Genomic DNA, 13,116 nt, shown 5'->3' on the forward strand with positions numbered 1-13,116 from the left:
TGCACCGTCACCACTGTTCAGATAGTGGAGAACAACTTTCTGCTTGAATTCAGATGAATATTTTTTTCTGCCCATTGAAACGCAAAACCCCTAATCATTGGATGTCCAACTTTCGGGGTTCACTTCACAATGTTGCGGCTTTTTTTATACCTGCCGTTTACCTTAACTATGCTTAGCTAATATTTTTCAAGGAGGTAAACCGTGAACATTATTGCCATTATGGGGCCGCACGGCGTCTTTTATAAAGACGAGCCCATCAAGGAGCTGGAACAAACCCTGCAGTCGCGCGGGTATCAGCTGATCTGGCCACACAATAGCGCCGATCTGCTGAAATTTATTGAGCACAACCCGCGTATCTGTGGGGTAATCTTCGACTGGGATGAGTACGACCTCGAGCTGTGCAGCGATATCAACAAGCTGAACGAATATCTCCCGCTGTACGCGTTTATCAATACCCACTCAACGATGGACGTCAGCGCCCATGATATGCGTATGGCGCTCTGGTTCTTTGAATATTCGCTTGGCGTCGCGGACGATATTGCGACCCGTATTCAGCAGTACACACGTGAATATCTCGATAACATCACGCCACCGTTTACCCGTGCGCTGTTTACCTATGTGAAAGAGGGCAAATATACCTTCTGTACACCCGGACATATGGCGGGAACGGCGTATCAAAAAAGTCCGGTGGGCTGCCTGTTCTATGATTTCTTTGGTGGCAATACGTTAAAAGCGGACGTGTCGATTTCGGTCACAGAGCTGGGATCTCTGCTTGACCATACTGGCCCGCATCTGGAAGCCGAAGAGTACATTGCCCGCACGTTCGGCGCTGAGCAAAGCTATATGGTGACCAATGGCACCTCGACCTCGAACAAAATTGTCGGGATGTACGCCGCACCGTCTGGCAGCACCTTGTTGATTGACCGGAACTGCCATAAGTCGCTGGCGCACCTGCTCATGATGAGCGACGTCGTTCCGCTCTGGCTCTCACCTACGCGTAACGCGCTCGGTATCCTCGGCGGTATTCCACGCCGGGAGTTTGCACATGAAGCCATTGAAAGAAAGGTCGGGGCTGTTCCAGGTGCAAGCTGGCCTGTCCACGCGGTGATCACCAACTCCACTTATGACGGTTTGCTGTACAACACCAATTGGATCAAACAGGCGCTGGACGTTCCCTCGATCCATTTCGATTCCGCCTGGGTGCCGTACACCAATTTCCACCCGATTTACGCAGGGAAAAGCGGGATGAGTGGTGAACGTGTGCCGGGTAAAGTATTTTTTGAAACGCAGTCGACGCACAAAATGCTGGCAGCGTTTTCTCAGGCGTCGTTGATTCACATAAAAGGCGAGTACGACGAAGAGACATTTAACGAAGCCTTTATGATGCATACCACGACCTCGCCGAGTTATCCGCTGGTGGCCTCCATTGAAACGGCAGCGGCGATGCTGCGTGGCAATCCGGGCAAACGCCTGATCAACCGCTCGGTGGAGCGTGCGCTACATTTCCGCAAAGAAGTTCAGCGGCTGAAAGATGAAGCTGACGGCTGGTTCTTCGATATCTGGCAACCGGAAGAGATTGATGAAGCAGAATGCTGGCCCGTCTCACCCGGTGAAAACTGGCATGGTTTCCGCGAAGCGGATAGCGATCATATGTTTCTCGATCCGGTAAAAGTCACGATCCTGACGCCGGGTATGGATGAACAAGGCAAGATGAGCGATGAAGGTATCCCGGCCGCGCTGGTCGCGAAATTTCTTGATGAACGGGGTGTGGTGGTTGAAAAAACGGGTCCTTATAACCTGCTCTTCCTGTTCAGCATTGGCATTGATAAAACCCGGGCGATGGGGCTATTGCGCGGCCTGATGGAGTTTAAGCGCGCTTATGATCTCAACCTGCGTGTGAAAAACATGCTGCCGGATCTCTATGCGGAGGATCCTGACTTCTATCGCAATATGCGTATTCAGGATCTCGCTCAGGGGATCCATCGGCTTATTCGGCAGCACGATCTGCCGCGTCTGATGCTGCAGGCGTTTGATGTGTTGCCAGAGATGAAATTCACCCCGCACAAGGCATGGCAGCGCCAGGTGAAAGGGGAGGTCGAAACCGTTGAGCTGGAAAATCTGGTCGGGCGCGTTTCAGCCAATATGATCCTGCCTTATCCGCCGGGTGTCCCGCTCCTGATGCCAGGAGAGATGATCACCGAGGAGAGTCGGGCCGTGCTCGATTTCCTGCTGATGCTCTGTTCGGTAGGGCGCCACTATCCCGGATTTGAGACGGATATTCACGGTGCGAAGCGCGATGAGAACGGCGTTTACTGGGTGCGAGTCCTAAAATAAAGATGGCCACTTGCCAGGTGTGGGTTTTCGGTTGTAACGTTCAGGGATCATAAAAAGGAGAAGCTATGCTGGGTTTAAAACAGGTTCACCATATTGCGATCATTGCGACCGATTACGCGAAAAGTAAGGCTTTCTACTGCGATATCCTTGGCTTTACGCTATTGAGCGAGGCCTACCGCGAGGAGCGTGACTCCTGGAAGGGGGATCTCGCGTTAAACGGGCAATACGTGATTGAACTGTTCTCCTTTCCTTTCCCGCCTGCGCGCCCGTCACGCCCGGAAGCCTGTGGTCTGCGCCATCTTGCCTTCAGCGTTGATGACCTGGACAGCGCAGTAAAACATCTGGAAGCGCACGGTGTGGCGTGCGAAGCGATACGCGTCGATCCATTCACCGACAAGCGTTTCACCTTTTTCAGCGACCCGGACGGCCTGCCGCTGGAGCTTTATCAGCAGTAATGATTGTCCTGTGTGATAATGCCCGCTCAGTTCGGGCATTTTTTATGTGTAATCTCCTATGACCTTACCCGCTATCGCACAAGCCGTTTCACCGTACCGCCAGCTGCTGGTGGGGTTTAGCGGTGGCCTGGATTCTACCGTTCTGCTCCATCGTTTGAAGCTCTGGCGTGATCTGGAGCCTGATGTTCAGCTTCGGGCGATACATATCCACCACGGATTGAGTTCTTATGCCGATACCTGGGTGGCACACTGCGAGGCGCTGTGTGCCGCGTGGGCAATCCCGTTCATCGCTGAACGCGTCACGCTTCAGGATGAAGGGCTGGGGATTGAGGCACAAGCGCGTAAAGCGCGTTATACCGCTTTTACCAGCGTATTACAGCCTGGCGAAGCGCTGGTTACGGCGCAGCATCTGGATGACCAGTGCGAAACCTTTTTGCTGGCGCTTAAGCGGGGCAGCGGGCCTGCGGGGCTTTCTGCCATGCCCGAACGAGCTGAATTTGCCGGGACGACATTACTTCGTCCGCTGTTGGGTGAGACGCGCGCGTCGCTGGAAGCCTGGGCACGGGAATATCAGTTGAGCTGGATTGAAGATGAGAGCAATCAGGATGACAGCTACGACCGTAATTTTCTGCGTCTGCGTATCCTTCCGCTGTTGAGCGAGCGCTGGCCGCATTTTGCTGATGCGGCAGCAAGAAGCGCCATGCTGTGCGCCGAACAGGAAGCATTGCTTGATGAGTTGTTGAGTGAGGAGCTTGCTGAACTGATCTCTGAAGACGGAGCACTGGCGATCGCGCCGCTGGAAGCGATGAGCCCAATGCGTCGGGCGGCACTGCTACGACGCTGGCTGGCTACTCATCGCGCAGCGATGCCATCGCGGGCAATGCTGAGCCGTATCTGGGACGAAGTTGCTCAGTCGCGGGAGGATGCGTCCCCGTGCGTACATCTGAATGGTTTTGATGTAAGGCGCTATAAAGGGAAGCTCTGGTGGATAAAATCTACCCCCTCTTTTACCGATGTCGTACTCAACTGGGCGTCACCCGAATTACCGCTGATATTACCCTGTGATGCAGGACGAGTCTCTCTGGTAGCGTCTGGCCATGTGCGCCTACCGGAGCCCGGTGAACAGATCACCGTGCGCTTTAAGGCTGGCGGCATGCTACATATCGTCGGGCGCAACGGGGGGCGGAAGCTGAAGAAAATATGGCAGGAGTGTAACGTGCCACCGTGGCTGCGCGATACAACGCCACTCCTTTTCTACGGCGAAACACTGATTGCTGCTGCAGGGGTTTTCATCACGGAAGAGGGATGGGCAGAAGAGGGTGTCAGTTTTGAATGGCTGAAAGCGTAACGGGCAGTTTGACTGCCCGTTAGTATGATTAGGACTCGCTTACCACGACAGTGCCGATTTCCGGGTGGCTGAAGCTGGCTATTTTGTCCAGACGCAACTCACGCGTCGCACCGGCATCTTCCACGATCAGATATTCCACATTCTTACGCGAAACCAGATCGCTAGCTTTCGCCTTCAACACTTCGCCATCTTTTAGCTCCAGCGTCAGTATTAAATGATGCTGGCAGGCGAGTTCGAGGTTGTCATAGTCATCACAATTGATGGGTTGATAAGTATCATTCATCGACATAATCGCTCACCAGTAAATTCGCCGCAGCATACGCTGCTTTCTCCCTGACCGACTCTGAAAGGCTCTCATCAGAGGCCACTTCATTAAGCACTTTCAATACACAGCCCAACGCGTCCGGGACATACCCCAGATCCCCGCTGGCGATTTCCGCATACCGTTTGCGAATTAACTCACAATAATTATTCACATCCCCTCCCGCCAGCGCACTGACTTACTGTGAGATATCATTAAGCCTACGAAGATAAACTCGGTTTAGCAAGGTGACTATACCATACTCATTTAAGCAATATCAGAGCCTTGATAGTGGTGTATTTATCACCTCGTAACAGCCTTTTGCCGCTGTTTTCGCTACAATGTGCGCCTGATTCGAATGGAGTTCTCTCATGGCGCTGAAAGCGACAATTTATAAAGCAGTGGTCAATGTGGCCGATCTTGATCGCAACCAGTTCCTGGATGCGTCGCTTACTCTGGCACGCCACCCCTCAGAAACCCAGGAACGCATGATGCTGCGCCTGCTGGCGTGGATTAAGTATGCTGACGAGCGACTGCAATTTACCCGAGGCTTAAGTGCAGAGGACGAGCCAGAAGCCTGGCTGCGCAATGATCATCTGGGTATCGATCTGTGGATTGAACTTGGTCTGCCGGATGAACGTCGTATTAAAAAGGCCTGCACTCAGTCTGCTGAAGTTGCATTATTTGCGTATAATCAGCGTGCTGCGGAGATCTGGTGGCAGCAAAATAAGAGCAAATGCAGGCAGTTTGCCAATCTTACCGTCTGGTATCTGGATGATGAGCAACTGGCGCAGTTGAGTGAGTTTGCCAGCCGGACCATGATCCTGCAGGCGACGATTCAGGATGGCGCAATCTGGCTCTCTGATTCTCAGAATAATCTGGAAATTCATTTGACGGCGTGGCAACCCGCCTCATGATCGTCTTGTCCCGAAACGTCAGCATTCCTGACAATGAGCTGGAGATCACCGCCATTCGTGCTCAGGGTGCAGGTGGACAGCACGTCAATAAAGCTTCCACGGCTATCCACTTGCGTTTTGACATTCGGGCCTCAAGCCTGCCAGAGTATTATAAAGAAAGTCTGCTTGCAGCCAGCCATCACCTGATCACCAGCGATGGTGTCATTGTGATTAAAGCCCAGGAGTACCGTAGCCAGGAATTGAACCGGGAAGCGGCAATAGCCAGGCTGGTGGCGGTAATCAAAGAATTAACCGCGGTACAAAAGAGCCGTCGGGCAACACGGCCCACTCGCGCATCGAAAGAGCGTCGGCTGTCGTCGAAGGCCCAAAAATCCACAGTGAAAGCACTACGCGGTAAAGTTCGTCGCCCCATGGAGTGACGAAAAGGAACACAATTTTCAGAAGGAATTCATTGTGAAAAAAGCATTATTATCAGCGCTGGCAGTGAGTACGCTGTTTGCGCTTTTCGGGTGTAACAACCGTTCTGAAACGCAGGTTTTGCAACCCGCGCAGAATGAAGAGTTAAAGCCCATGCAACAGAGCTGGCGCGGCGTATTGCCTTGCGCAGACTGTGAGGGCATTGAAACGTCTCTGTTCCTGCAAAAAGACGGTACCTGGGTGATGAATCAGCGGTATCAGGGCGCTAAAGAACCGTCTTCTTTTGCGACTTACGGGACATGGGCGCGTACGGCTGAGAAGCTGGTCCTGACGGATAGCACAGGTGAGAAAACCTATTTCCGCGCTAAAGGCGAGGGGATGGAGATGCTCGACCGTGAAGGTAATCCGATTGAGTCCCAGTTCAACTACACGCTGGCACCGGTAAAGGCGGCCCTGCCTGCCACGCCGATGGCAATGCGGGGTATGTATTTCTATATGGCTGATGCGGCGATCTTTACCGACTGTGCAACCGGCAGGAAAGTCAGCGTGGCGAACAACGCACAGCTAGAACGTGATTACGCTGTTGCGCGCGGAAATGACAGTAAGCCGGTATTGCTGACGGTCGACGGTCACTTTACGCTGGAGCCAAATCCGGATAGCGGAGAGATGGTGAAAACGCTGGTGGCAGATAAAGACGCGAAGTTTGTCGCGGGTAAAGACTGCAACAGCAAGTAAGCCGATATAGCCCCATTAAAAAACCCCGCCGGAGCGGGGTTTTTTGTTTCTTAACCTTTAATGGCTTTCACCAGGTAATCAAGAATATCGCCGGTCTTGATCATCTGTTTCTCGCCGTTACGACGGTATTTGTATTCAATTTCGTCGCTATCGAGGTTACGGTCGCCGATGACGATGGTATGTGGGATACCAATCAGTTCCATATCAGCAAACATCACACCTGGACGCTCTTTACGGTCATCCATCAGCACTTCGATACCCAGAGCACGCAGCTCAGCGTACAGCTTCTCAGCCAGTTCCTGCACACGGTAAGACTTGTGCATGTTCATTGGCAGAATCGCGACCTGGAATGGTGCAATGTTGTCCGGCCAGACGATGCCACGCTCGTCATAGTTCTGCTCAATCGCTGCGGCCACGACACGTGTTACCCCGATACCGTAGCAACCCATGGTCAGGATCTGGTTACGACCATCTTCGCCCTGAACGGCAGCGTTCATCGCACGAGAGTATTTATCACCCAACTGGAAGATGTGACCGACTTCGATACCGCGTTTGATCATCAGCGTACCCTGTCCGTCCGGGCTTGGGTCGCCAGCAACGACGTTACGGATGTCAGCCACTTCAGGTGTAGCCACATCGCGATCCCAGTTGATGCCGAAGTAATGTTTACCGTCGATGTTGGCACCTGCAGAGAAATCGCTCATTGCCGCTACCGTACGGTCAATAACAACAGGCACAGGCATGTTTACCGGGCCCAGAGAGCCTGGACCAGCATTGACCACAGCGCGGATTTCAGCTTCCGTAGCGAACGTCAGCGGGCTGGCAACCTGCGGCAGCTTCTCTGCTTTCACTTCGTTAAGCTCATGATCGCCACGTACCAGCAGGGCAACCAGCGGATAAGCACTGCCTTCAGTGGATTTCACCAGCAGCGTTTTCACTGTTTTTTCGATTGGCAGATTGAACTGCTCAACCAGCTCGGCAATGGTTTTTGCGTTTGGCGTATCAACCAGTATCATCTCTTGTGTTGCAGCAGCACGTGGCTCTTTTGGTGCCAGCGCTTCTGCAAATTCGATGTTTGCCGCGTAATCTGAGGAGTCAGAGAAGATCACATCGTCTTCACCGCTCTGCGCCAGTACCTGGAACTCATGGGATGCGCTACCGCCAATAGAACCGGTATCAGCCTGCACAGCACGGAAATCCAGGCCCATACGGGAGAAGATTTTGCTGTAAGCCTCGTACATTTTGTCGTAGGTCTCTTGCAGAGATTCCTGAGAGGTATGGAAAGAGTAGGCATCTTTCATCAGGAATTCACGAGAACGCATGACGCCGAAACGTGGGCGAACTTCGTCACGGAACTTTGTCTGGATCTGGAAGAAGTTCAGCGGCAACTGTTTGTATGAACTCAGCTCATTACGGATCAGGTCGGTAATGACTTCTTCATGCGTTGGGCCGAGGACAAACGGACGATCGCCGCGATCGGCAATACGCAGCAGTTCCGGACCGTACTGCTCCCAGCGACCACTCTCTTGCCACAGCTCAGAGGGCTGAACAACCGGCATTAACACCTCGATAGCACCGGCGTTGTTCATCTCTTCACGCACGATGTTTTCGACTTTTTTCAGGACGCGCACGCCGGTCGGCAGCCAGGTGTATAACCCGGAGGCCAGCTTGCGGATCATCCCGGCGCGCAGCATCAGCTGATGGCTGATCACTTCGGCGTCGGCAGGCGTCTCCTTCAGAGTAGAGAGCAGATATTGGCTAGTACGCATGTTGTTACGGTTCCGTTTCGACTAGTGAGACAGGCTGAAAGGTCAACCTGACACAAAAAAAGTGGTTTAGTTTACCAGTGTGGCAAAGATGCCAAAAGAGAGGAGATTAAAATTACCTGGGTTCCAGGGCAAACACTTCAAAACCTGCCTTTGTGACGCGCCAGCGAACGTTAAAATCCAGCAGCCAGACAGCGTAAGTTTTCCCGGCTTCCTCTTCTTTGCGATAAGCGGGACGGGGATCCTGTGCCAGAACTTCGCTGATGAAATTCTGCAAACGAGGATAGTGTTTCTCCAGTTGGCTCAGTTGCGTTGCTATCTCAGGCGTAAAATATACCGGCATGTCCGCCTGTGGGGCATCCTGAGCATAACTTGCGCGCGCATCCGGGAGAGCTTCGGCGAAAGGCAAATAGGGTTTGATGTCGATGACCGGTGTGCCATCCACAAGATCAAGACTGCCTAACTCCAGTATCACCTGGTCCTTCTGGCAACGTATACCTTTCAGTTCGACCAGCGACATTCCAACCGGGTTTGGACGGAAGGTTGAGCGAGTCGCAAATACACCCATTCTCGCATTTCCACCAAGCCGGGGAGGGCGCACAGTAGGACGCCAGCCACCTTCCATCGTCTGGTGAAACACGAAGACCACCCATAAATGGCTGAATGCGTCGAGTCCGCGTACCGCATCGGCTTGATTGTAAGGAGCAATCAGGTGAAGTTCGCCACTTCCGCTGGTGACGAGACCCGGCTGGCGAGGTACGGCGAACTTCTCTTTATAAGGCGAGTGGATAACGCCTATCTGCTCGAACTGAAATACACTCATTTCGCCGTAATATTCAGCGCAGAACCGATGCATACGGCCTGACGATAGCAGCCCGGTGTGCCGCTGGTCACTTCGCAACTGTGCAGCAGAACAGCGTTCGCTTTCATTTTTGCGGCATTAATCTGCATGCGTTTACGTGCTGTAGGGATATTCGGTGGAGAGTCCTGGTTGGTCGCCTGGCAGGATTCACCGCTCACTTCACCCAGTTCGCGGAACGGTTTACCGACGAGCTCATCAGCTTTAGTGATAATGCGAACCGGTGCAGGACGAACCACTTTCGGTTTCGCAGGCTCTGTTTTTGGCGGGGTTGCCGTGCTTTGAACAGGTTCAACGGGAGATCTGCTTAGCATAGAACAGCCGCTCAACATGAGTGCTAAAAGACAGATCGGTAAAGCACGCATAATAGTTCCTCAATGGATAATCAAAACGTCAGATATTGAATCAGTTGACTGCACAAATGACAAGACGGGCATAAGCCCGTCCTGATGATATTACACTGAGGTGAGATTACCAGCCTTTAACAGCGCCGCCGTTAAACACTTTGTTCGCTTCCTGGTAAACTTCATCAGACTGATAGGCCTGAACGAACTTCTTCACGTTTTCCGCGTCTTTGTTGTCTTCGCGAGTCACGATCAGGTTAACGTACGGGGAGTCTTTATCTTCAACGAAGATACCGTCTTTCGCTGGTGTCAGGCCAATCTGGCTGGCGTAGGTCGTGTTGATAACAGCCAGTGCAATCTGCGCATCGTCGAGAGAGCGTGGCAGCTGTGGTGCTTCCAGCTCAACAATTTTCAGATTTTTCGGGTTCTCGGTCACGTCAAGAACGGTCGGCAGCAGGCCAACACCGTCTTTCAGTTTGATCAGACCCACTTTCTGCAACAGCAGGAGAGAGCGTCCAAGGTTGGTTGGGTCGTTAGGTACCGCTACCTGAGAGCCTGGCTGCAGTTCGTCCAGTGATTTAATTTTCTTGGAGTAACCCGCAATTGGATAAACGAAGGTGTTACCCACAGCTACCAGTTTATAGCCACGATCTTTGATCTGCTGATCCAGGTACGGTTTATGCTGGAAGGCGTTAGCGTCGATATCGCCTTTGCTCAGCGCTTCGTTCGGAAGAACGTAATCGTTGAAGGTCACCAGCTCAACGTCGAGGCCATATTTCTCTTTTGCTACTTTCTGCGCGACTTCAGCAACCTGTTGTTCTGCACCCACGATAACGCCCACTTTAATGTGGTTTGGATCTTTTTCGTCCTGACCGCAACCCACCAGTGCCAGAGAGCCGATTAGCGCGCCTACTGCTGCAAAGGTCTTTAATTTAAACGCCATGTTTTATCCTTAACTCGTAGAGTTTGTGTTGTGTGTAACGTTATTTGTGCGTAACAGCCCGGACGATGCGATCGCCAGAGAACTGGATTAAGTAAACCAACACAACCAGCAATACCAGAACGGTATTCATCACGGTAGCGTTATATCCAATATAGCCGTACTGATAACCAATTTGACCTAAACCGCCAGCGCCAACTGCACCACCCATCGCGGAATAACCCACCAGGGTGATAAGCGTAATGGTTGCCGCGTTGACCAGGCCTGGCAGTGCTTCCGGCAGCAGAACCTTGCGTACGATCTGCATCGGTGTGGCACCCATTGCGCGGGAGGCTTCAATCAAACCTGTCGGGATTTCAAGCAGGGCGTTTTCAACCATACGCGCGATAAACGGCGCAGCGCCGACAGTCAGGGGAACGATGGCAGCCTGCAGACCGATAGAGGTACCGACAATCACGCGGGTGAATGGAATCATCCATACCAGCAGAATAATGAACGGGATAGAACGGAAGATATTCACCAGCGCAGAGAGCGTGCGGTATAGCTTCGCGTTCTCAATGATTTGCCCCGGACGTGTCACATACAACAGCACGCCGACCGGGAGACCAATCACAAACCCAAAGAAGCCAGATACAAAGGTCATTGCCAGCGTTTCCCAAACGCCGCGAACCAGCAGCCACATCATCGGCTCAGACATAACCCAGTACCTCTACTTTTACGTGATGTTCTTGCAACCAGGCAATTGCCGCCTGGGTTTCCTCTTGTGTCCCATGCATTTCCGTCAGCATGATGCCGAATTTCACACCACCGGCGTAATCCATCTGCGCGCTGATGATGTTATTGTTCACGTTAAAGCGACGCGCAGTTTCGGAAAGCAGGGGAGCATCGACAGATTGACCCGTAAACTCCATGCGCAGCATCGGGACGCTATCTGCCGTCGGTTCTGTTTTTAAGCGTTCCAGATAATCTTCCGGAATATCCAGATGCAGTGTGGACTGGATGAATTGCTGTGCCAGCGGCGTCTTCGGATGAGAGAACACTTCACTTACCGTATCCTGCTCAATCAGTTCGCCGTTGCTGATCACTGCGACGCAGTCACAGATGCGTTTCACCACGTCCATTTCATGCGTAATAAGGAGAATTGTCAGGCCCAGACGACGGTTAATGTCTTTCAGCAGTTCCAGAATTGAACGTGTAGTGGCGGGATCCAATGCGCTGGTGGCTTCATCACACAGCAGTACTTTTGGATTACTGGCCAGCGCACGGGCAATGGCCACACGTTGTTTTTGCCCACCGGACAGATTGGCCGGGTAGCTATCATGCTTGTCGCCCAGACCCACGAGGTCGAGCAGTTCGATGACGCGACGCTTCACTTCTTCTTTTGGCGTGTTATCCAGCTCAAGTGGCAGGGCGACGTTGCCGAAAACGGTGCGGGATGCCAGCAGGTTAAAGTGCTGGAAGATCATGCCAATCTGACGTCGCGCTTTGGTGAGTTCTTTCTCCGATAAGGCGGTAAGTTCTTGTCCGCCAACTTCTACGCTGCCCTGAGTTGGGCGCTCAAGCAGGTTAACACAACGAATCAGCGTACTTTTACCCGCACCTGATGCGCCAATGACGCCATAAATTTGACCAGCAGGTACATGCAGGCTGACGTTGTTCAGCGCCTGAATGGTTCGGTTCCCCTGCTGGAACACTTTGGTGATATTGGAAAGTTTAATCATTAGATTATTTTTATCGTATGTAAGTTAGCCGTGGCATTTTCTTCTGCCAGATACGGGTGATGACCGTAAACAAAATGGATGTTAAGGCATCCAGACGTCTAAATCAATCCAACTCTGTACGATGAGCACTTTATTGCGCTGCGATTCATGAGATACTAGCCGGACATGCCTTTTTCAGGAGCAAACCGGTGGCAAAATCAGTACCCGCAATTTTCCTCGATCGTGATGGCACTATTAATGTAGATCACGGTTATGTCCATGAGATTGATGAGTTCGAGTTTATCGAAGGCGTAATAGATGCAATGCGTCAGCTGAAAGAGATGGGCTATGCATTGGTGGTTGTCACCAACCAGTCTGGTATTGCTCGCGGTAAATTTACCGAAGCGCAGTTTGAAACGCTGACAGAATGGATGGATTGGTCGCTGGCCGATCGCGGTGTTGATCTCGACGGTATCTATTATTGTCCGCATCATTCGCAAGGTACCGTCGAAGAGTATCGCCAGACCTGCGACTGTCGTAAGCCTCACCCTGGCATGTTTATCTCTGCGCAGGAGTTTTTGCACATTGATATGGCTGCTTCTTATATGGTGGGCGATAAACTGGAAGATATGCAGGCGGCAACCGCGGCTGGCGTAGGCACCAAAATATTAGTACGCACCGGTAAGCCAGTGACGCCAGAAGCAGAGAATGCAGCAGATTGGGTGATTAATAGCCTGGCTGAGCTGCCAAAAGAGATCAAAAAGCACCAAAAATAGCCTTTTTGGTGAAAAGGTGAGCGGTTGAAATAAAAATGCATTTTTCCGCTTGTCATTCCTCGGCGGCTCCCTATAATGCGCCTCCATCGACACGGCGGATGTGAATCACTTCACAAACAACCCGGTCGGTTGAAGAGAAAAAATCCTGAAATAACGGGTTGACTCTGAAAGAGGAAAGCGTAATATACGCCACCTCGCAACGGTGAGCTGAAAGCCGCGTTGCA

Annotated in this window: 15 protein-coding genes; 7 read left to right on the forward strand and 8 right to left on the reverse strand. The window is 52.1% G+C overall.

Features of this window, described 5'->3' with window-relative positions; translation table 11 throughout:
• Positions 1–201: 201 nt before the first annotated feature.
• The 3 genes from HED65_RS22155 (at position 202) to tilS (ending at position 4,137) form a co-directional block, all read left to right on the forward strand.
• Positions 202–2,334, forward strand: coding sequence for a lysine decarboxylase LdcC (locus HED65_RS22155; RefSeq protein ID WP_114980156.1), 2,133 nt, complete (start codon positions 202–204; stop codon positions 2,332–2,334).
• Positions 2,335–2,399: 65 nt separating this feature from the next.
• Entirely contained in the window at positions 2,400–2,789 is a 390-nt protein-coding gene (locus HED65_RS22160) for a VOC family protein (RefSeq protein ID WP_114980157.1), read from the forward strand.
• A gap of 58 nt (positions 2,790–2,847) precedes the next feature.
• Positions 2,848–4,137 (forward strand): tRNA lysidine(34) synthetase TilS, encoded by a 1,290-nt coding sequence (tilS, locus tag HED65_RS22165; RefSeq protein ID WP_114980158.1) that lies wholly within the window; start codon positions 2,848–2,850, stop codon positions 4,135–4,137.
• Positions 4,138–4,165: 28 nt separating this feature from the next.
• On the opposite strand, the gene rof is transcribed toward tilS, so the two are convergent.
• Positions 4,166–4,426 (reverse strand): Rho-binding antiterminator, encoded by a 261-nt coding sequence (gene rof / locus HED65_RS22170; RefSeq protein WP_010426685.1) that lies wholly within the window; start codon positions 4,424–4,426, stop codon positions 4,166–4,168.
• Entirely contained in the window at positions 4,413–4,613 is a 201-nt protein-coding gene (locus HED65_RS22175) for a YaeP family protein (RefSeq protein ID WP_008501889.1), read from the reverse strand. Before HED65_RS22175 ends, rof begins: the two co-directional genes overlap by 14 nt.
• A gap of 196 nt (positions 4,614–4,809) precedes the next feature.
• Here HED65_RS22175 and HED65_RS22180 point away from each other — a divergent pair, with 196 nt between their 5' ends.
• Genes HED65_RS22180 through nlpE form a run of 3 tightly spaced genes read left to right on the forward strand, consistent with a single transcriptional unit; the run spans position 4,810 to position 6,507 of the window.
• Positions 4,810–5,355 (forward strand): YaeQ family protein, encoded by a 546-nt coding sequence (locus tag HED65_RS22180; protein ID WP_114980159.1) that lies wholly within the window; start codon positions 4,810–4,812, stop codon positions 5,353–5,355.
• Entirely contained in the window at positions 5,352–5,774 is a 423-nt protein-coding gene (arfB, locus tag HED65_RS22185) for an alternative ribosome rescue aminoacyl-tRNA hydrolase ArfB (protein WP_114980160.1), read from the forward strand. Before HED65_RS22180 ends, arfB begins: the two co-directional genes overlap by 4 nt.
• Positions 5,775–5,808: 34 nt before the next feature.
• Entirely contained in the window at positions 5,809–6,507 is a 699-nt protein-coding gene (nlpE, locus tag HED65_RS22190) for an envelope stress response activation lipoprotein NlpE (protein WP_114980161.1), read from the forward strand.
• 50 nt (positions 6,508–6,557) lie between these two features.
• Here nlpE and proS read toward each other — a convergent pair whose 3' ends face one another.
• The 6 genes from proS to metN form a co-directional block, all read right to left on the reverse strand.
• Positions 6,558–8,276, reverse strand: a complete 1,719-nt coding sequence (gene proS / locus HED65_RS22195; RefSeq protein WP_114980162.1) for a proline--tRNA ligase — start codon at positions 8,274–8,276, stop codon at positions 6,558–6,560.
• A 112-nt stretch (positions 8,277–8,388) separates the two neighbouring features.
• Positions 8,389–9,096: a tRNA (N6-threonylcarbamoyladenosine(37)-N6)-methyltransferase TrmO gene (gene tsaA / locus HED65_RS22200; RefSeq protein WP_114980163.1), complete on the reverse strand. Its 708-nt coding sequence runs from the start codon at positions 9,094–9,096 to the stop codon at positions 8,389–8,391.
• Positions 9,093–9,497: an envelope stress sensor lipoprotein RcsF gene (rcsF, locus tag HED65_RS22205; protein WP_008501883.1), complete on the reverse strand. Its 405-nt coding sequence runs from the start codon at positions 9,495–9,497 to the stop codon at positions 9,093–9,095. The genes tsaA and rcsF overlap by 4 nt, the downstream gene beginning before the upstream one ends.
• Positions 9,498–9,603: 106 nt before the next feature.
• Positions 9,604–10,419 carry a methionine ABC transporter substrate-binding lipoprotein MetQ gene (gene metQ, locus HED65_RS22210; RefSeq protein WP_114980164.1) on the reverse strand — a complete coding sequence of 272 codons (816 nt, stop codon included), beginning with the start codon at positions 10,417–10,419 and terminating at the stop codon, positions 9,604–9,606.
• A 40-nt stretch (positions 10,420–10,459) separates the two neighbouring features.
• Positions 10,460–11,113: a methionine ABC transporter permease MetI gene (locus HED65_RS22215; protein ID WP_003856130.1), complete on the reverse strand. Its 654-nt coding sequence runs from the start codon at positions 11,111–11,113 to the stop codon at positions 10,460–10,462.
• Positions 11,106–12,137: a methionine ABC transporter ATP-binding protein MetN gene (gene metN, locus HED65_RS22220; RefSeq protein WP_028018280.1), complete on the reverse strand. Its 1,032-nt coding sequence runs from the start codon at positions 12,135–12,137 to the stop codon at positions 11,106–11,108. Before metN ends, HED65_RS22215 begins: the two co-directional genes overlap by 8 nt.
• Positions 12,138–12,325: 188 nt before the next feature.
• Between metN and gmhB the strand changes: the two genes are divergently transcribed.
• Positions 12,326–12,892, forward strand: a complete 567-nt coding sequence (gene gmhB, locus HED65_RS22225) for a D-glycero-beta-D-manno-heptose 1,7-bisphosphate 7-phosphatase (RefSeq protein ID WP_114980165.1) — start codon at positions 12,326–12,328, stop codon at positions 12,890–12,892.
• The last annotated feature ends 224 nt before the right edge of the window (positions 12,893–13,116 follow it).

Origin of the sequence: Pantoea sp. LS15 (assembly GCF_012241585.1) — a bacterium.
GTDB lineage: Bacteria > Pseudomonadota > Gammaproteobacteria > Enterobacterales > Enterobacteriaceae > Enterobacter.

Bases quoted from the DNA above. Each gene is read 5' to 3' on its own strand.
- HED65_RS22160 (WP_114980157.1), top strand. From the start codon at position 2,400: ATGCTGGGTTTAAAACAGGTTCACCATATTGCGATCATTGCGACCGAT.
- tilS (WP_114980158.1), top strand. From the start codon at position 2,848: ATGACCTTACCCGCTATCGCACAAGCCGTTTCACCGTACCGCCAGCTG.
- rof (WP_010426685.1), bottom strand. From the start codon at position 4,426: ATGTCGATGAATGATACTTATCAACCCATCAATTGTGATGACTATGAC.
- HED65_RS22180 (WP_114980159.1), top strand. From the start codon at position 4,810: ATGGCGCTGAAAGCGACAATTTATAAAGCAGTGGTCAATGTGGCCGAT.
- arfB (WP_114980160.1), top strand. From the start codon at position 5,352: ATGATCGTCTTGTCCCGAAACGTCAGCATTCCTGACAATGAGCTGGAG.
- proS (WP_114980162.1), bottom strand. From the start codon at position 8,276: ATGCGTACTAGCCAATATCTGCTCTCTACTCTGAAGGAGACGCCTGCC.
- tsaA (WP_114980163.1), bottom strand. From the start codon at position 9,096: ATGAGTGTATTTCAGTTCGAGCAGATAGGCGTTATCCACTCGCCTTAT.
- rcsF (WP_008501883.1), bottom strand. From the start codon at position 9,497: ATGCGTGCTTTACCGATCTGTCTTTTAGCACTCATGTTGAGCGGCTGT.
- metQ (WP_114980164.1), bottom strand. From the start codon at position 10,419: ATGGCGTTTAAATTAAAGACCTTTGCAGCAGTAGGCGCGCTAATCGGC.
- HED65_RS22215 (WP_003856130.1), bottom strand. From the start codon at position 11,113: ATGTCTGAGCCGATGATGTGGCTGCTGGTTCGCGGCGTTTGGGAAACG.
- metN (WP_028018280.1), bottom strand. From the start codon at position 12,137: ATGATTAAACTTTCCAATATCACCAAAGTGTTCCAGCAGGGGAACCGA.